General features: G+C 66.2%; 18 protein-coding genes. 9 read left to right on the forward strand and 9 right to left on the reverse strand.

Going from position 1 to position 17,911, the window contains the following annotated elements; all coding sequences use genetic code 11:
- Positions 1–17: 17 nt before the first annotated feature.
- From C2R22_RS02710 to nasA (C2R22_RS02725), 4 genes are all read right to left on the reverse strand, one after another.
- Positions 18–977: an L-lactate dehydrogenase gene (locus C2R22_RS02710; protein ID WP_103424318.1), complete on the reverse strand. Its 960-nt coding sequence runs from the start codon at positions 975–977 to the stop codon at positions 18–20.
- Positions 978–1,094: 117 nt separating this feature from the next.
- Positions 1,095–2,393: an MFS transporter gene (locus C2R22_RS02715; RefSeq protein ID WP_173862825.1), complete on the reverse strand. Its 1,299-nt coding sequence runs from the start codon at positions 2,391–2,393 to the stop codon at positions 1,095–1,097.
- Positions 2,394–2,875: 482 nt separating this feature from the next.
- On the reverse strand, positions 2,876–4,972 hold the full coding sequence (gene nasA / locus C2R22_RS02720; protein ID WP_103424322.1) for an assimilatory nitrate reductase NasA: 2,097 nt from the start codon (positions 4,970–4,972) through the stop codon (positions 2,876–2,878).
- A 272-nt stretch (positions 4,973–5,244) separates the two neighbouring features.
- Complete coding sequence (nasA, locus tag C2R22_RS02725; protein WP_103424324.1) at positions 5,245–7,359, reverse strand: assimilatory nitrate reductase NasA; 2,115 nt, start codon at positions 7,357–7,359, stop codon at positions 5,245–5,247.
- Between the two features lie 508 nt (positions 7,360–7,867).
- Here nasA (C2R22_RS02725) and C2R22_RS02730 point away from each other — a divergent pair.
- A complete protein-coding gene (locus tag C2R22_RS02730; protein WP_103424326.1) occupies positions 7,868–9,637 on the forward strand; it encodes a nitrite/sulfite reductase in 1,770 nt (589 codons plus the stop codon).
- 1 nt (position 9,638) lies between these two features.
- A complete protein-coding gene (locus tag C2R22_RS02735) occupies positions 9,639–9,929 on the forward strand; it encodes a DUF6360 family protein (RefSeq protein ID WP_103424328.1) in 291 nt (96 codons plus the stop codon).
- Between the two features lie 92 nt (positions 9,930–10,021).
- Here the strand turns inward: C2R22_RS02735 and C2R22_RS02740 are convergent, their stop codons facing one another.
- Both C2R22_RS02740 and C2R22_RS02745 read right to left on the reverse strand, forming a co-directional pair.
- Positions 10,022–10,516: an MOSC domain-containing protein gene (locus C2R22_RS02740; protein ID WP_103424330.1), complete on the reverse strand. Its 495-nt coding sequence runs from the start codon at positions 10,514–10,516 to the stop codon at positions 10,022–10,024.
- Positions 10,517–10,700: 184 nt separating this feature from the next.
- Positions 10,701–11,603 (reverse strand): serine/threonine-protein kinase RIO2, encoded by a 903-nt coding sequence (locus C2R22_RS02745; RefSeq protein ID WP_103424332.1) that lies wholly within the window; start codon positions 11,601–11,603, stop codon positions 10,701–10,703.
- Between the two features lie 459 nt (positions 11,604–12,062).
- Here C2R22_RS02745 and C2R22_RS24810 point away from each other — a divergent pair, with 459 nt between their 5' ends.
- Positions 12,063–12,500: a hypothetical protein gene (locus C2R22_RS24810; RefSeq protein ID WP_162562354.1), complete on the forward strand. Its 438-nt coding sequence runs from the start codon at positions 12,063–12,065 to the stop codon at positions 12,498–12,500.
- Between the two features lie 18 nt (positions 12,501–12,518).
- Positions 12,519–12,650 (forward strand): CDGSH iron-sulfur domain-containing protein, encoded by a 132-nt coding sequence (locus C2R22_RS27330; RefSeq protein WP_103424334.1) that lies wholly within the window; start codon positions 12,519–12,521, stop codon positions 12,648–12,650.
- Between the two features lie 61 nt (positions 12,651–12,711).
- Here C2R22_RS27330 and C2R22_RS02755 read toward each other — a convergent pair whose 3' ends face one another.
- On the reverse strand, positions 12,712–13,374 hold the full coding sequence (locus tag C2R22_RS02755) for an AIM24 family protein (protein WP_103424336.1): 663 nt from the start codon (positions 13,372–13,374) through the stop codon (positions 12,712–12,714).
- A 209-nt stretch (positions 13,375–13,583) separates the two neighbouring features.
- Here C2R22_RS02755 and C2R22_RS02760 point away from each other — a divergent pair, with 209 nt between their 5' ends.
- From C2R22_RS02760 to C2R22_RS02775, 4 genes are read left to right on the forward strand one after another with little or no spacing between them, the layout of a single operon-like run.
- A complete protein-coding gene (locus C2R22_RS02760) occupies positions 13,584–14,408 on the forward strand; it encodes a lipoate--protein ligase family protein (RefSeq protein WP_103424337.1) in 825 nt (274 codons plus the stop codon).
- 54 nt (positions 14,409–14,462) lie between these two features.
- Positions 14,463–15,296: a deoxyribonuclease IV gene (locus C2R22_RS02765; protein WP_103424339.1), complete on the forward strand. Its 834-nt coding sequence runs from the start codon at positions 14,463–14,465 to the stop codon at positions 15,294–15,296.
- Positions 15,297–15,355: 59 nt separating this feature from the next.
- Entirely contained in the window at positions 15,356–16,195 is an 840-nt protein-coding gene (locus C2R22_RS02770; RefSeq protein ID WP_173862765.1) for a class I SAM-dependent methyltransferase, read from the forward strand.
- Between the two features lie 37 nt (positions 16,196–16,232).
- Positions 16,233–16,691, forward strand: coding sequence for an OsmC family protein (locus C2R22_RS02775; protein WP_103424341.1), 459 nt, complete (start codon positions 16,233–16,235; stop codon positions 16,689–16,691).
- 13 nt (positions 16,692–16,704) lie between these two features.
- Here the strand turns inward: C2R22_RS02775 and C2R22_RS02780 are convergent, their stop codons facing one another.
- The gene (locus tag C2R22_RS02780; protein WP_103424342.1) at positions 16,705–16,923 is read right to left on the reverse strand and encodes a zinc ribbon domain-containing protein; all 219 of its coding nucleotides are present in this window, start codon (positions 16,921–16,923) and stop codon (positions 16,705–16,707) included.
- 88 nt (positions 16,924–17,011) lie between these two features.
- Here C2R22_RS02780 and C2R22_RS02785 point away from each other — a divergent pair, with 88 nt between their 5' ends.
- Complete coding sequence (locus tag C2R22_RS02785) at positions 17,012–17,197, forward strand: hypothetical protein (protein WP_103424344.1); 186 nt, start codon at positions 17,012–17,014, stop codon at positions 17,195–17,197.
- Positions 17,198–17,214: 17 nt separating this feature from the next.
- Here C2R22_RS02785 and C2R22_RS02790 read toward each other — a convergent pair whose 3' ends face one another.
- Entirely contained in the window at positions 17,215–17,862 is a 648-nt protein-coding gene (locus C2R22_RS02790; protein ID WP_103424346.1) for a DUF7095 family protein, read from the reverse strand.
- Positions 17,863–17,911: the final 49 nt, after the last annotated feature.

Here is a 17,911-nt window from a genome sequence, read left to right on the forward strand (position 1 = left end):
CTGAACGGGAGTCGATCTCAGCGGTAGTCGAGGTCAGCGAGGCTCTCGGCGAGGACGCCCGCGGAGTCTTCGAGCGCCTCCCGTTCCTCCGCAGGGAGGTCGTGTTCGACGACGTTCCGGACCCCGTCGCGGTTGACCACGCACGGGACGCTCGCGTACACGTCGTCGATGCCGTACTCCCCTCCGAGGAGGGTGGAGACGGTGAGGATGGAGTTCTCGTCGCGGAGGACGGCCTCGACGATTTCGGTGGTGGCCAGCGCGATGGCGTAGTTCGTCGCGCCCTTCCGCTCGATAATCTCGTAGGCGGCCTCGCGGACCTCGCGTTCGACCTCTTCTTTCGCCTCCTCGGAGACTCCCCCACAGTGTCTGGCGGCGTAGGTCTCGTAGGGGACGCCGGCGACGTTCGTCGAACTCCACAGCATCACCTCGCTGTCGCCGTGTTCGCCGACGACGTAGCCGTGGACGTTCTTCGGGTCGACGTCGCACTCCCTGCTCAGGACGTGTCTGAACCGCGACGTGTCGAGGACGGTTCCCGACCCGATGACCCGCTCTTCGGGCAGGTCAGACACCTCCCAGGAGACGTACGAGAGGACGTCCACCGGGTTGGTGACGACGAGGAGGACGCTGTCGTCCGCGAGTCCCTCCGTTATCTGGGGAATCATCTCCTCGAAGATGCCCGCGTTCCGCTCCAGCAGGTCGAGTCGGGACTCGCCGGGGCGCTGGTTCGTCCCCGCCGTGACGACGACGACGTCGGCGTCCCAGCAGTCCTCGTACCCGCCGGTCGAGATGTCGACGGGCGGCGTGAAGTACGCCCCGTGGCTGAGGTCCATCCGCTCGCCCTCCGCCTTCTCCTCGTCGATGTCGACGAGGACGAGTTCGCTCGCAACCCCGCTGCTCATCAACGAGAACGCCGTCGCGGCCCCGACGCTTCCGACGCCGACGACGGCGACCTTTCCGCGGGTTCGAGTGGTGGCCATGCTATTCACTCGAACGAGAGTAAAGATATAGGTTGGGGCCGTCGACCCGGTCAGGGGTCGACGACGGTCGGGAGAACGGAAAGGTCCGTCGCGCGTCGCTCTCTCGCGGAGCGAGCCTCAGTCGTCGGTGACCACCGCCGTGTTCGTCCCCGAGACGAACCCGTCGTCGGTCGCCCGTTCGGCGATGTGTGGCTGGAACACCCACGCGGCTAAGACGAGGATGGGAATCATCGAGGCGGCGACCACCGAGTAGCCGATGTGGAGGTTCGCCAGAAACGGCGCGGCGTACACGAGCGGGTAGACGATGCCCCCGACGGTTCCGATACCGCCGACGACGCCGGCGACCGCCCCGGAACTGTTCGGGAACATCGCGGGCACCTGCGCGAAAATCGCCCCCTCGGCGAACGCACAGCCCATCCCGACGAGGAATCCAGCGGCGACCGCGAGCATCACCTGACCGCTCAGTCCCGCGAGAGTCATCCCGAACATCGTCAGGACGACGAAGCACAGCGAGACGAACGTCCACTGCTCGCGGTACCGGCCGGTGAAGAAGGGTAGAATGTCCTTCTCCTTCCGCGCGAGTCGGTCGCTCATGTAGCCGCCGATCGGCCGCAGGAGGCCGGCGGCCACCGAGAACGTCGCCGCGAACGTCGAGGCCAACACGAGGTTCTGCGTGTTGAACCCTTCGCGGTAGTAGGTCGCGAGCCAGCCGTTCATCGACAGTTCCAGCCCGAAGGTCATCACGTACGCCAACGCGAGGACGACCGTGCCGTATCTCGTCGCGGTGTGGAGCCAGTCCGAGAGGCTCGCGTTGTCCGCGGTCGCCTGGCGTTTCTTCTCGTCTTTGGCCGCCTCGCCGAAGACGTAGTAGACGACCGCCAGGCCGATGGCGACGACGCCGGTGTAGAAGAAGGCGGCCCGCCAGTTCGTCTCGAACAGCGGCCCGCTCCACCCCGTGCCGAACACCCGGGGCAGGATGAGCGCGCCGCCCGCCGCGCCCGCGTTCCCGATGCCGGCGTAGATGCCCTCGGCGGTCCCGAGTTCCTCCTCCTCGAACCACTCGGAGACGTGCTGGATGCCGATGACGAACGTGATGCCCGCCGTGGCGACGATGAGCCGCGTCACGAAGAAGACGGTGTACGACTCGGCGAAGGCGCTCCAGATGGAGAAGACGCCGACGTACGTGAGCACGATGGCGAAGACCACCGGCGCGCCGAACTTGTCGGAGAGCCACCCGGTCAGGATGCGACCGAACGGCGCGAGCCAGATGGCCGCGCTCGCCAGAATCCCGATCTCCGCGAGCGAGAGGCCGAACTCCTCGGCCATCGGCCCGGTGAAGGGAGCGAAGGAGAACCAGATCAGGAACGAGAAGTTGAACCCGACCGTCGCGAGCAGCAGCGTCCGATACTTCGTCATCTCGATGGGGCTCTTCATCCCTGGACACCCCCCGCCCGTCGGCTCTCATCCTGTGGACGGGCCGCGACGTCGTGATCGTCGTCCGAACCGGCCGAGAAGTTCCGGTTCGAACGGCCGCCGGCCGGCCGACGTTTCGTTTCCTGCACGATGCGCGCTTCGATTATTCCGTTTTTGCACTTCAACACGGTTCTGAGATATAGATGGGTAGTTAATAAGATATACGATTGACAAATATGTAGATTTGGGCGTATTACTTGTCTTGTGTGCAGAGTCCGGTTTGACGCGGTTAGTTTCTTTGTTTGGTAGGAGAAATAAAATATCACGGTGCATTTCATGTTCGTGGTGGACGAACACGTTCGGTCGTTCTCTCTAACTAACAATTATTACGATTTCGCGGACTGAAGCGGCCATCGCTCGGTCATCGAACGGTTCCGGGGCGGTTCGTGCGAGCGGACGGTCCGCGCGAACGTCTCCGTCCGGGCTTACGATTTCGACAGAACGAGTCGCTCGGTTTCTGTGCGTGACTCCTTCGGCGCCCGGAGTCCGACGGCGCACTGTTTGAGGTTCGGTTCGGCCGACTCGGGGTCGACCTCCGCGAGCGTCAGTTCGTTGGCCGCCGCGTTGTGAATCGGCAGCCAGATGACGCCGGGCGGAACGCCGTCGTTGGGTGCGACGTCGACCGTCACGCTGGATCGGCGGGACTCGATCACGGTCTGGCCGCGGTCGAGCACGTCCAGGTGGTTCGCGATGGTCTCCGGATGCATCCGCGCGGTCGGTGGGTGTTCGTCCCCGTCCTCGCTGTCGCGTGTCCGGACGCCCGTGTTGTACACGTTGGAGAGTCGACCGGTCGTCAGCGTGAGCGGGTACTCGTCGTCGATCGGTTCGGGGACGCTGCTGTGGGTGACTGTGGAGAACCGTGCCCGCCCCGAGTCGGTGGAGAACGACCACTCCCCGTCGTCGTAGTACCGGTAGCCGCCCTCGCTCTCCGCGTCCGGTGCCGGCCAGCGGACTGCGAGTTCGTCGGCCAGTCGGTCGTACGTGATGCCGGAGAGGTCCGCCGTCGTCCCGGCGGTGAGTTCGCGTATCTCGTCGAAGATCGATTCGGGAGACACGGGCGGCGCGTCGAACAGGCCGGGGTCGATCCGGTTCCCGATGGCCGCGATGATATCGACGTCCTGCCGGACGGCCGCGGGCGGGTCCGTCGCAGCCGTGACCCGGGAGACCCGGCGCTCCATGTTCGTCGCTGTGCCCTCAGACTCACCCCAGGTCGCCGCCGGGAGGACGACGTCGGCGGACGCGACGGTGTCCGAGTGGAACGCGTCCTGGACGACGAGGAACGTGTCGTCGAGCGCGCTCTTGACGTGACTGGCGTCGGGCATCCCGGCGACGGGGTTCGTTGCGACCGTCCAACAGACGTCGATGTTGCCCCGGGCGAGTTCGTCGACGATGCGGACGAAGCCGGGTCCCGGAGACTCCGGGAGGCGACCCAGTGGCACGTCCCACGCCGCCGCGACCGCCTCCCGGTTCGCCATCTCGGTGAACTCCCGGTGACCGGGCCAGGTCCCTTTCGAGGCGCACACGCGGTTCCCCATCGAGTTGGCCTGCCCCGTCAGCGAGAACGGGCCGGTGCCGGGTCCGAGATTGCCCGTCGCCAGACAGAGGTCGATGAGCGCACGCGCCGTTGCAGTGCCCTGAATGCTCTGGTTGACGCCCATCCCCCAGTACAGTATCGTCGGGTCGGCGAGCGCCGCGGCCAGTTCTTCGACCTGCTCGACAGGTACCCCCGCCGTCGCGGCCGCCGCCTCCATCGACGGCAGGGACTCGACCATCTCCTCGAAACCGTCGGTGTGTGCGTCGACGAACGCCTCGTCGACGGCTCCGGCGTCGACGACCGCCGCGAGGACGGCCCGCGCCAGCGCGAGGTCGGTGCCGGGTTCGGGCTGGACGTGACAGTCGGCGGCCGAGGCCGTCATGGTCTCGACGGGGTCGACGACCACCAGTCGACCGCTCTCGTCGCCCGCGCTGTCCGTGATCCATCGGTGCATCACGGGGTGGGCGGCCGCCGGGTTCGCGCCCCACACGACGTGGGTGTCGGCGCCGGGGATGTCGTCGTACGTCGGCGGGGGCGCGTCGCTGCCGAACGCCTGGTAGTAGGCGGTGACTGCCGACGCCATACACAGCGTCGTGTTCGCGTCGTAGTAGCGGGTGCCGAACCCGCCGCGAGCGACCTTGCCGAGGGCGTAAGCGGCCTCGTTCGTCTGCTGGCCGCTTCCCAGCACCGCGACGCTGTCGTTTCCCTTGCGGAGCGCCTCGATGAGCCGCGTGGTCACGACGCCGAGTGCCGTGTCCCAGTCCGTCGGCTGGAGCGTCTCTCCACGGCGTATCAGCGGTTCGGTCAGGCGATTGCCGTCGGGAGCGACCGTCTCTCGGACGCCGCGTCGACACTTGAGCCCCTCGTTCGTCGGGTGTTCGGCGTTGCCACACACGTCCGCGACGCCGCGCTCTTCGGCCGCCCCTCGCTGGAGATAGCCACAGCCGACCGCACACCGCATACACGTCGTTGGTTTCCAGTCAGTCATTCTCGTCTTCGAACGGTGGCTTCCGCCACGCTCGTTCGTCGTTCTCTTCGTCCATCGTTCGTGGCCCGGTTCCGCGCTTGCTCTGATGCTGCTACCCAGAATAATAGCTGTTGTTATAATGTCGATAACCGTCCTCTAATTCGATTATATGCATTAGTCACGACGCACGGTCGACGGTCCGCCCGGGCGTCACGGGAACGCGCTGTCGGTCGTTCCGGCACCGACCGCACGCCGCCGTGAATCGAACGGTACGACAGTCACGACGGACCGTCTCAGTCGTCGCCCGCCGGCGCGACGTCGTCGGAACTCGCGATTCCCTGGTAGGTGAGCGGGTTCTCGGGATGGGGTGCCCGCACGTCGACCGCGCACTGCTTGAGGTTGGGCTCGTCGGATTCGGGGTCGACGACCGGGAGGGTGAGCGCGTTGACCGCCGGGTGGTGGATGGGGAGCCAGATCATCCCCGTCGGGACGCCGTCGTCCGGTTGGACCCGCACCGTGACCGACGCGCGCCGCGAAGCGACGACGGTCCGGCCGCGGTCCAGCGCCTCGATGTGTTCGAGCGTCGTCTCGGGGTGGACGCGCGCGACCGGGAACTCGTCGGTCTCGCCTCCTCGGCTTCTGACGCCGGTGTTGTACGCGCCGGGCCGACGGCCGGTCGTCAGCGTGAGCGGGTACTCCTCGTCGGTCGGTTCGGCGAGTCCGCCGTGTCCCCCCGTCGAGAACCGCGCTCGACCCGACGGCGTCGGGAAGTCCCAGCCGTCGCCTTCGGAAGCGTAGTACCGATACCCCCCCTGCCCCCTCGGTTCGGGGGCCGGCCAGCGGACCGCGTACTCGGCGTCGAGGCGGTCGTAGGAGATGCCCGAGAGGTCCGCGGGCGTCCCGGCCGTCAGTGCGCGGAGTTCGTCGAACACCTCCCGAGGGTCGATCCGTGGACCGTCGAACAGTGCCGGTTCGAGCCGACGGCCGACCGTCGCGACGATGTCGATGTCCTGTCTGATCTTCGGCGGGACGTCGGTGGCCGCACGGACCCGCGAAACCGTCCGCTCCATGTTCATCACCGTCCCTTCGGACTCGCCCCACGTCGCCGCCGGAAGGACCACGTCGGCCACCCCGCAGGTCTCGGTCCGGAAGGTGTCCTGGACGACGAGGAACGCGTCCGAGAGCGCGTCCCGGACGCGGTCGGCGTCGGGCATCCCGGCGACCGGGTTGGTCGCGACCGCCCAGCACGCGTCGACGTCCCCGTCGGCGATGGCGTCGACGATGCCGACGGGACCGGGACCGGGGTCGTCGGGGAGGCGTTCGACGGGGACCCCCCACGTCTCGGCGACGGTCCGACGGTGGTCGGGGTCTTCGAAGTCTCGGTGACCGGGCCAGGTCCCCTTCGACGAACAGACCCGCGTCCCCATCGAGTTGGCCTGTCCCGTCAACGAGAACGGGCCGGTGCCGGGTCCGAGATTGCCCGTCGCCAGACAGAGGTCGATGAGTGCCCGTGCCGTCGCGGTGCCCTGCACCGACTGGTTGACGCCCATTCCCCAGTACACGAGCGTCGGGTCGGCGAGCGCCTCCGCGACGCGTTCGACGGTTTCGACCGGGACGCCGGCGGCGGCGGCGGCCGCCTCCACCGACGGGAGGTCGGCGAGGAGGTCGTCGAACCTCGACGTGTACCTGTCGACGAACGCCTCGTCGACGGCCCCGGCGTCGACGACCGACGCGAGGACGGCCCGCGCCAGCGCGAGGTCGGTGCCGGGTTCGGGCTGGACGTGACAGTCGGCGTCGTCGACGGTCTCGCTCTCGACGGGGTCGACGACCATCAGCGTCCCGTCTTCGGCCGAGTCGACGATCCATCGGTACATCACGGGGTGGGCGGCCGCCGGGTTCGCGCCCCAGATCAGATGCGTCTCCGCGTCGGGGATGTCGTCGTACGTCGGTGGGGGCGCGTCGCTGCCGAACGCCTGGTAGTAGGCGGTGACCGCCGACGCCATACACAGCGTCGTGTTCGCGTCGTAGTAGCGGGTGCCGAACCCGCCACGGGCGAGTTTTCCCAGCGCGTAGGCGGCCTCGTTCGTCTGCTGACCGCTTCCCAGGACGGCGACGTTGTCGCTTCCCTCGCGAAGCGCCTCGTCGAACCGCGTGACGACGATGTCGAGCGCCGTGTCCCAACTCGTTGCCACGAGTTCGCCGCCCTCCCGGACGAGCGGCCGGGTGAGCCACTCGCCGTCGGGGTCGGCGGTCTCGCGAACGCCGCGCTGGCACGCGAGTCCCCGGTTGACGGGGTGGTTCGCGTCGCCGCGGACGGTGTCGAGCCCGTAGCCGCTGTCGACGCCCTGCTGGAGGTGTCCACAGCCGACCGCACACCGCATACACGTCGTCGGCGTCCACTCGCTCATCGGCCGCTCCGCCCCGCCACGGGATACCCTGGTCGTCCGTTCGATCCGCTCGCGAACGCCGTCCCGCCTGCCGCGTTCGCCGGGACGTCGTGACCGTGTGTGTACGCTCCCATTGCTCGGTGGTTCCTGCCCAACATTTTAATAAATCTCACTATAGGCCTTTCGATATGGATTATTTGTTCTCCTGAGTCAAATAAATACACACATGTGCGTTCGCATACGTACACGCGATGGAGAGTGGGCAGCGTCGGTCGTCGACGAACTTCGATATCGTCCAGTTGTCGTCGCCCTCGCTCGCCGAAGATAAATTCGTCCCATCGTGTATGAAATATACTGCCTCTTCGGACCCGAGTTTGTGTCCGTCTGCTTCTCCCCTCGAAATTCCGTATTTGTTAAATGAGAACTACTTTATGCCGCTATGAAAACTTCTGACCATGCAAACGAATCAATCCGAAACCATGTTCGAAATTGAGTTCCCGTTCGGTCTGATGGGGGGTGTCTGACTCGGATGGCGAACGAGAAAGAGGCGTGGAAGGAGGAGATGTACGGCGACGAGGTCCGTGAGAAGCTCATCGAGTTCGCCGAGAAGGGGTGGGACTCCATCCCCGAGGACGAGCGCGACATGTGGTTCTCGCGGTTCAAGTTCTGGGGGGTGTTCCACCACCGCTCGGGCCAGGAGAGTTACTTCATGATGCGCCTGGCCAACACGAACGGCGTGCTCGAACCGGGTCAGTTGCGCGCCATTGGCGAGGTCGCCCGCGACTACGCCGTCGGCCCCGTACGGAACCCCGAGTTCGGCGACGCCTGGATCGACCTCACGACGAGGCAGTCCGTCCAGTTACACTGGCTCAAACTGGAAGACATCCCGGCTATCTGGGAGAAACTCGAAGCCGTCGGCGTCACCTCCCGCTCCGCGGGCGGCGACACGATGCGCAACATCTCGGGCTGTCCGGTCGCCGGTCGGGACGAACACGAGTTCGTCGACTCACAGCCCGTTCTGGACGAACTCTCCGAGAAACTCCGCGGCGACGACGCGCTCGCCAACATGCCCCGGAAGTTCAACATCAGCGTCACGGGCTGTCGCGAGGGGTGTGCGCAGGACTCGATCAACGGCATCGGCCTCGAACCCGCCGAGAAGACGGTCGATGGCGAAGCGGTCCGTGGGTTCAACGTTCGCGTCGGCGGCGGACTGGGCGGTCGGCAGCCGCGGCGGGCCCGTAGCCTCGACGTCTTCGTCGAACCCTCCCGTGCGTACGACGTCGTCCGGGGGTTCGTCGAACTCTACTACGAGCACGGCAACCGGGAGAACCGCCAGAAGAACCGGAGTCGCTTCTTCGTCGACGAGTGGGGTACCGAGGACATTCGCTCGCTCCTGCAGGAGGAGTACGTCGATTTCGAGTTGCTGAGCGAGGGACGGAACCTCCGCGAGGAGTACACGTACAACGCCGGCAGGCCCGACGAGGCGGGCAAACACGACCACGTCGGCGTCCACGAGCAGACGGACGGCCGATACTACGTCGGCCTGTCGGTCCCAGTGGGTCGGCTGACCGCCGAGGAGACGATCGAACTGGCCGATCTCGCGGACGACCACGGCTCCGGTGCCGTGCGGCTCACCCGGCGGCAGAACCCGCTCGTGATGGACGTTCCGGAGTCGGAACTCGACGCGCTGCTGGACGCCGACCTGCTCGACACGCACAGCCCCGACCCGAGTCTCTTCACCCGCGGGTCCATGGCCTGTACGGGGACGGAGTTCTGCTCGCTGGCGCTGACGGAGACGAAGGCGCGGATGGCGGTCATGCTTCGCTGGCTGCGCGCGAACGTCGAACTCCCCGACGACGTCTCCCAGGTCAAGATGCACTACTCCGGCTGTACGGCCGACTGCGGACAGGCGATGACCGCCGACATCGGCTTCCAGGGGATGCGCGCCCGGAAGAACGGTCAGATGGTCGAGGCGCTCGACGTCGGCGTCGGCGGCGGCATCGGCGCCGAACCCTCGTTCGTCGAGTGGATCCGCCAGCGCGTGCCCGCCGACGAGGTTCCGGGCCTGCTTCGAAACCTGCTCGAAGCCTTCGCGGCCCACCGCGAGGAGGGACAGACCTTCCGGCAGTGGGTCGAGTCGACCGGCGAGGAGGCGCTCGTCGAGTTCGCCGAACCCGAGGAGACCGACTACGTCGACCCCTGTCTGACCGACGCGAAGCAGTCGTGGTACCCGTTCGACGACGGGCAGAGCCCGGCTCCGACCGACGCACACGGCAACCCCATCTCGGCGGACGACTGAGATGCGTCGCCGCCTGCTCGACGTCACGGCGTACACGACGCTGGATTTCGTCGACGCGAGCGCGTACGGTATCGACTGGACCGACGAGGCACCGGCCGTCGTCGACGTCGACGCGCCCGAGGACCACGAGGAGGGGGCGGACGTCGTCAGGCTCAGCGTCGAACTCGACGGGACCCAGTTAGCGGGGGTGACACCACACGTCGACCGGCTTGAACTCTCCCCCGCGCAGGCGCGCACGCTCGCGGAGGACCTACTAGAGTACGCCGACCGCGTGGAGAGCGAGCACGACTGACGTGGTGCCGACGTCCCTCGACGCCTCCGACGTTGCCGAACGCGTTCTAACCCGGGGTGGCTGTGGTGTCGCTCCTGGTCCAGGGGATTCGCTCACCAGACGACGTCGTCGTCGACGCTGACGGTCCCCGATTCGACGATACGCGCGTCGAGTCCGCCACGGTGTTTGAGCGACGTCACCGCGTCCGGTTGGTCCGCGAGGGACTGCATGTAGCCACAGGGTTCACAGAGACCCGTCCCCTCGAACACCGCCTCCCCGACGCGGAAACGCTCTCCGACGAGGTGGTTGAGTGCGACGCCCTGCGTCGTGATGTTCCGACGGTGTGCGCCGGGGTCGAACTCCACGCCGTAGTCCTCCGCGGCGGCGCTCAGCGCCTCGGCTTCGATGAGCGTGACGTCGCTCGGTTCGAGGTCGTCCCGCTCGTTGTAGAGACCGTCGCCGCTGAAGTATCGGTCCCCTTCGAGACCCCGGCCCGCGACAGCGCTGACTGATTCCCGCGATTCCGGACCGCCACCCGTCTCCGGAGCGATATGAATACGCTTGACTTCCCCTACCCGGGTCCCGCACGTCTCCTTCTGCTGCGTCATGGGTCGTACCACCCGGTCGGAGGACAAAAAATCGCTGCCCCGTCGAGAGCGTCGCTCGCGGCACGCGTCGCCACCCTCGTACGACGGGTTCTGGACATTTTGTATCGCGGTATTCAGTTTATACGCACCGCGAGACGCCCCGGTCGTGACCGGTCAACACTCCCGAGAAACGGCGATGTGAGCCTCAGTCGTCGCGGACCGACTCGAACGTGCCGTCGACGATCCGATCCGTCACCCGCCCGACGTCGACGTCAGGCACGGGGCGCGGGTATTTCCGCCGAAAGTAGCCGGCGACGTTCCGGACGTCGCGTTCGAGGAGTTCGCGCGCGTTGTCGTGGTCGGTCGCGACGGCCTGCGGCCAGTCGAACACCGTGATCCCCTCCTCGCTCACGGCGACGTTGTACTCGGACATGTCCGCGTGGACGTAGCCCGCCTCGTACGCCTTCTGTAACTCCCGGAGGACGAGGTCGAGGACGCCCACCGCCTGGGAGGGGTCGAGTTTCGCTCGGCCGAGTTCGACGCCCGCGAACTTCTCCATCACGATGGCGTGACGGTTGTGGTCGACCGGCCTGGGGACCGCTACGTCGGGGTAGAGGTCGGTGAGCGTCTCGTACTCGCGCTCGGCGGCCTTCCGCGCGGTGTAGAGCCACGAGACGTGGTGGTGGTCGGCCGTGTACTCGCGCTCTTTGTTCACCTCCCGGAAGTTCGTGTACCCCTCCCGGTGGAACTTCAGCGCGAGCGGTTTGTACGACTGTACCTCCAGGACGTCGCTCTCCTTGCCGACCCCCAGAGGGGCGCCCACGCCATCGACGGTGTCGCGCTGGGCGAACGTCCGCAGCGCCAGGGCGTCGTACCCCTCGAAGGTGAGTTGGTACCCCTCGTACTGGATGGTCTTCCGCTGGACGAGGTCGCGACTCATACACCGGTCGAGCCGGTAGTCGACGTTCTCGGCCGTGAGGTTGGCGAGAGCGGGGAGTTTGTCCCGGTTGACCCACTCGGAGAAGCGCATCCCCTGCTCGACGCCCGAGAGCAGATAGAAGTCCTCGGGTTCGAGTTCGGTCATCAAGGGGGCAACGTTCCGCACCATACCTGAGGATGAGCGAGCACGCGGTAAAAGCCCCGCGTGTTACCGGTAGGACCGAGTTTCGGGTCGAATCTCGGAGTGGCCCCGAGAGCCGGTACCGGATGCGATGTATCCTATACTGCTATACGAAACCTTTCGAAGCCGAGCCAGAACGTGGCCGTTTGGAAGCGTACACAACTGAACTCCCGCCGTGTCCTACCGTGCACCCCGCGGACACAGTTCACCGGTCGTCGCTCAGAGCACGGCTCTCGTGAAAATGACCCGCTCTGACCGGCGGATGAAGAGAGGAGTACCGTCCGCTTCACCGAACTTCTCCAGCAGACAGCTGATACGTTCAGTGGCGTTAGTGGCTCGAAGGGATCATTTTTAATATTATTCAGAATACATTTAGGTGTGAAACGGCGACGCTTCGTCCGTGCCGCCGCTGGTACCGCTCTCGTGACCGGTTGCACGGGACGAGAGATGGCTGAATCTACACGAATCTGTCACACGACACCGTTCACGGACGGTACCGCAATCGTCGAAGCAGACCCAACGGATTTCGTGCTAATTAATTCCACGTCCGAGACTCTGACCAGCCAAATCACAGTCACTCGACTTCCAGAGGACGTTACCGCACGACCACCAGCGGACGCCCCACACGAAATACTGCCTCTCTCGGGAGAACCGGCGGTGTTCTCGACCACTATCGAGCTTTCGGCAGGTGATGGGAGGCCGTTTCGCTGTACTGGGGTGCGCGACTCGTCGACGGCAGATATGCGAGAACCTCCAGACGAGTTCCAAGTCGCGGTCGATGTCCAAGACGGTCCGAGCGGTGCATTCGATTGGCGGGCCGGGATGGGTGCGCTCGATATCGACCTCACAGGTTCGTCGATCGACTTCTCCTTTACGAACAAATGACCGACAGTTCACGCCTCATTGCTCGATAATACTGACGCGGTCGAACGACGCACCGCAACTGCGCTCTGTCGGTCCGGCGCGTCGGCGGACAAGCCGTTCTGCGACGGGACCCACGTGTCGGTCGGATTCGAGAACGGAGACGGCGTATGACCCGGTGGTGGCGGCGTATCCCCACACGGTCCTGAACGACGAAAAAAATCGAGGGCTTCGTTTACTGGACCGGGTTTCGCTCCTCGAACGGCTGGATGATGACGAATCCACCCTCTTGTGAGAAGTCGAGTTGGAACGTCTCGCCCGAGGACCTCCCGATGAAGCTCTTGAGGTTGAGGTCCCGTTTCGTCCCCGGAGAGACGTTGCCGCTCCACGCGACGGTCGCCTGCGGGTCCGTCCGCACGGGGGTCGGCACGACGATGGGCTTGCCGTGGGTCGTGATGGCTACCTGCCCCGGCCCTTTGAGGTAGACGTTGAACAGACCGCCGGTCGAGGTCCCGGCGATGCTGTCCATCATCTTGATGTCCCAGTCGACGTCGCTCTCGAACGCGAGGATGTCGTTCCCGTTGACGCTGATCTCCTCGCCCGCGTCGAGTTCGAGCACCTGCACCTCCTTGCCTTGGTCGGCGAGATACAGGTGGCCGGTCCCCGAGGCCTGCATCATGACGCTTCCCTCGCCGGTCACCTTCTTCTTCAGCAGCCCCGAGATGCCGCCTTCGGTCTTCCGCTCGAACGAGATGTCGCCCGTGTACGCGACCATCGCGCCGGCCTTGGCCATGACGCTCCCATCGAGTGAGACGTCGAGCAGTTTCGAGTTCTCCAGTTGGAAGCCGTCGCCGCCTTCCTGCGGTGCGTTCTCGCTGATGAATTGATCGAGATCCATGGATTGTACTCCCGCCACCCGTGTGGCTCAGGTGAACGTATACGCCCGACGATATAACCTTGTGTTCGTGACGGTGTCTCACGGCTGAGAGTCGCGCGGGTGGTCCGTTCGTCTGTCTCCCGCCGTGTGCTCCGGTCGACAGCGGGAAACGGTCGCGCTCGGGACCGGGAGGCACAACCGCTTTGCCTCCGTCGGTCCAGTCTCCCGCCATGGACGAGACACCTCCGCCCACCGGCGAGTGGCGGCTCATTCGCGAGGAGTCCCGACCGGGACCGATGCAGATGGCGCTCGACGAAATCGCCGCGGAGACGGCCGCAGCCGGGGGTCCGCGGACCGTTCGACTCTACCGCTGGGACCCGTCGTGCCTCTCGCTCGGCTACCACCAAGAGCCCGACACGGTCGACTGGGAGTGGTGCGCGGCGGAGGGCGTCGACGTCACCCGCCGGCCGACCGGCGGCGGCGGCATCTACCACGACTCGTTCGGCGACATCTCCTACTCCATCACGGCCCCGCGCGAGGAACTCCCGGGGAGCCTCATGGACTGTTATCACTACCTGCTGGCCCCCGTCCTCGACGCGTTCGAATCGCTCGGTGTCCCCGTCGAATTCGTCGACAGCGAGGTCCCGGCGCTGTACGAACCGGCGTGTTACCTCCGGGCGCTGAACCCCGCGCACGACCTCGTCGTCTCGGGGACGAGTCGAAAGGTGAGCGGGAACGCCCAGTACCGCCAGCGCGACGCCGTCGTCCAGCACGGTTCGATCACCTTTTCGACCCGTCCCGACAGGCACCTCGCGACGTTTGCTGACCCGGCGGTGACGAGCGAGGAGTTCGCCGAACGGGTCACCGGGCTCGACGAACACACCGACGCCTCGCGCGAGGAGACCGTCGCGGCGTTCGAGGAGACGCTCGCGACGTGGTGCGACGCGAGCGAGGGGTCGTGGACGGACGACGAACTCTCGCGTGCGCGCGAGCGTGCGGACGAGAAGTACGCGACCGACGAGTGGGTCCGCCGGCGGTCCAGGGCTCGTTCGTAAGCGCCGCGCCGACGCTCCGAAGCGCCTTTCTCCCCCTGCCTCTTGCCCCACCACATGCGAGTAGGCGCACACGAATCTATCGCTGGCGGCGTGTTCAACGCAGTGGACTTGCTTCTCGACGACGGCGGCAACTGCGGGCAGATATTCACGCACTCCCCGCAAGTCTGGCAGGACCCGAACATCGCTGACGACGAGGCCGATCAGTTCCGAACGCTCTCCGAGGAGAACGGCGTCGGCCCCTGGGTCATCCACTCGTCGTACCTCGTGAACCTCTGCACTCCCAAGGACGGCCTCCGCCAGAAGTCGCTCGACTCGATGCAGAAGGAGGTCGACGCCGCTTCCTTCCTCGACATCGAGTACGTCAACGTCCACCTCGGCGCGCACACGGGAGCGGGCGTCGAACAGGGCCTCGACAACGCCGTGAGCGTCCTCGACGACCTCTCGATTCCCGACGACGTCACGGTGCTCATCGAGAGCGACGCCGGGTCGGGAACGAAACTCGGCGGCGACTTCGCACACCTCGCGTACGTGCTCGAAGAGTCCGCACAGGACCTCGACGTCTGCGTCGACACCGCCCACGCCTTCGCGGCGGGCTACGACCTCTCGACCGCCGAGGCCGTCGACTCGGTCGTGACGGAGTTCGACGACGTGGTGGGGCTGGAACACCTCCAGTGCATCCACCTCAACGACTCCAAACACGCCTGCGGGACCAACAAGGACGAACACGCTCACATCGGCGAGGGAGAAATCGGCGTCGAGGGGATGCGCCGCATCGTCACTCACCCGGACCTCGCGGACGTCCCGTTCGTCTTGGAGACGCCGAACGGGGAGGACAAGGGGTTCGCGTGGAACATCTCGCGCGTGCGAGAACTCGCGGACGAGGCCTGACACTGAGTTCGCCCCACTGGACCCAACGCGGTTTTCCCCGCCGACCGAGTACGCGACCTGTGCGCAGGTTCACCGCCGACTACCTCAGACGGACGCGCGAGGGGATGTGGGACGGGTCGCGTGCGGCGCTTTCACCGCTGGAACTCCCCGAATGCGAGCGAATTCTCGACGTCGGCGCGGGGACGGGCGAACTCTCGCGCGTCCTCGCCGAGGAGTCGGGCGGAGCGGTCGTCTGTCTCGACGCCGACCCGCGGTTGCTCGACGTCGCACGCGCGGAGACCGACCTCCCGGTGGTCGTCGGCGACGCCACGCGACTCCCGTTCGCGAACGACTCGTTCGACCTCGTGGTCTGCCAGGCGCTGCTCGTGAACCTCCCTGTCCCCGAACACGCGCTCCGTGAGTTCGCCCGCGTCTCCTCGAACCGGGTGGCCGCGGTCGAACCCGACAACGCCGCCGTCGGCGTCGACTCGACCGTCGAACGGGAGGTCGAACTCGAACGACGGGTTCGAGAGGCGTATCTCGAGGGGGTCGAGACCGACGTCGCCCTCGGCGACCACCTCCCCGAACTGTTCGCCACGGCCGGCCTCGGCGACGTCCGAACCGAGCGATACCACCACGACAAACGCGTCGAACCACCCTACGACGCCGTCGACGTCGAGGACGCGAAGCGGAAGGCCACCGGCGAGGGGCTCGATACCCACGGGACTGAACTCCGCCGGGCGCTCACGGACGTCGCGTACGACGACCTTCGGCGCGAGTGGCGTGCGATGGGACGGACGGTCGCCGAGCAGATGAGCGCCGAGGAGTACCGCCGCGCCGAGGTGGTACCGTTCGACGTGGTCGTCGGCCGTGTCCCGGACTGCACGGCGTTCGAGAGTTTCTCCGACGGTGTCAGCTAGCAACCAACGTTAAGCCGTCAAGTGGCGATCTACTGTCATGGTTGGGACCCCTGCGGTGAAGACGTACGAGGTTGCGGCCGACTGTACCGGGCCGAAGGCCGCGACGGTGACCGTTCGCGACCTCGCGGTCGAGATCGACGCGCCCGAGTCTTCGGGCGGTGCGAACCACGGACCGACGCCCGTCGAGTTCCTCCTCGGGTCGCTGGCCGGGTGTTTCAACGTGACCGGGAGCTACGTGGCGCGGGAGATGGATCTCGATCTGACCATCCGGGCCGTCTCGGCGTCGGGCGACCTAGACACGACGACGTACCTGACCGGAGAGGGGACTCGCGCGGGCTACGGCCGCATCCGCGTCTCGGTCGAGGTCGAGACCACCGCCACGGCGAAGGAACTCGAAGCGTGGCGGCGCGAGACGGAGCGGCGGAACCCCGTCCTCGACACCATCGCTCGGCCGACGCCGGTCGGCGTCGACGTCGACGTTCGAGTCGACGACTGACGGGGGGCCGACCTCAGCCCAAGAAGAGGTCGACGAGGTTCCCGCCCGACTGTCCTCGGTAGAGTTCGGAGTAGCCGCAGTTCGTACACGAGACGACCGTGAACGTTCGGTTCTGGATGTCGAACATCTTCGAGAGTCCGGTTCCGGACGTCGCGATGTCGTCGACCTCGGTCTCGGTGTGGCCGCACTTCGGACAGCCCGATCCGTCGTCGTGATGTGCTGGAGGGCTCATCCTCCCGAACTCGTGTCGGCTCGATGAAAAACTCGTCGCTCGGTCGGTGTGAACAAGACATACACCCCCCGCGGCGGAATCTGCTCCCGTGGCCGAAGCCGCCCTCATCTTCGCTCTCGCCCTCGTCGTCGGCGCGCCGCTCGTTCTGTATCTGCTCGTTCAGGGGGAGACCCGCGGACGGACTGAGATGAACCGGGCGGACGCGGAAGCGTACGCCCGCGAACGTGCGAGCGAACGATACGGCGACGGTGCTGACGACGGGACGCGCGAGTGACGGTTCGAATCTCGAACTCAGACGACGTCCCCGCGGACAGTCGTTCCCGACTGGGTCGCGCGGTACTCCCTGAGTACGTCCGCCGCCTCTTCCGCCGCTTCCTCGTCGAGTCCGAGCATCTCTAGCGCCGCCGAGAGCGTCGGGAACGCGAGGCTCCCCTCTCTCAGACGGGACAGCGCCTCCTCGTCGCGCGTCCCGTCGACCCACAGTTGAACCCCACGCGGGTCGAGGATTTCCTCGTACGCCTCCCGGGCCACCGCGCCCTTCATCCGCTGGGTGACGTTCTGGTCGAAGCTCGCGTTGCACACTTCGAGGTGGACCTCGTCGTCGACCTCTCTCAGAAGATGCGCGGCGAGACACTTCTCGGGTGCGGCGTAGCCGTTGTCGTTCGTCCGGAGGAACTCCGGGAAGCCCTCCGCCCACGACGCCCTGACCGAGGAGCCGACGCCCTTGACGCCGTACTCGGTCTCGAACCGCTCCCCCGCGGAGCGGTCACCGCGCATGAGCATGTCCTTCGTGACGTAGACGTCGAGCCGGTCGACGGGGTCGAGACCGAGGGCGACGTCGCCGTACACCCACACTTCGCGGACGGGAACGGGCATCTCCCCGGTCTCGACCGTTTCGAGTATCCGCTGCACGTAGTCGAGAGCGACGTCTCGGTCCATTACCCCCACTCGGGAGAGGAACCGGAAACGGTTTTCGCACCTGGGATGA

Source organism: Salinigranum rubrum (assembly GCF_002906575.1).
GTDB classification, from domain to species: Archaea; Halobacteriota; Halobacteria; order Halobacteriales; family Haloferacaceae; genus Salinigranum; species Salinigranum rubrum.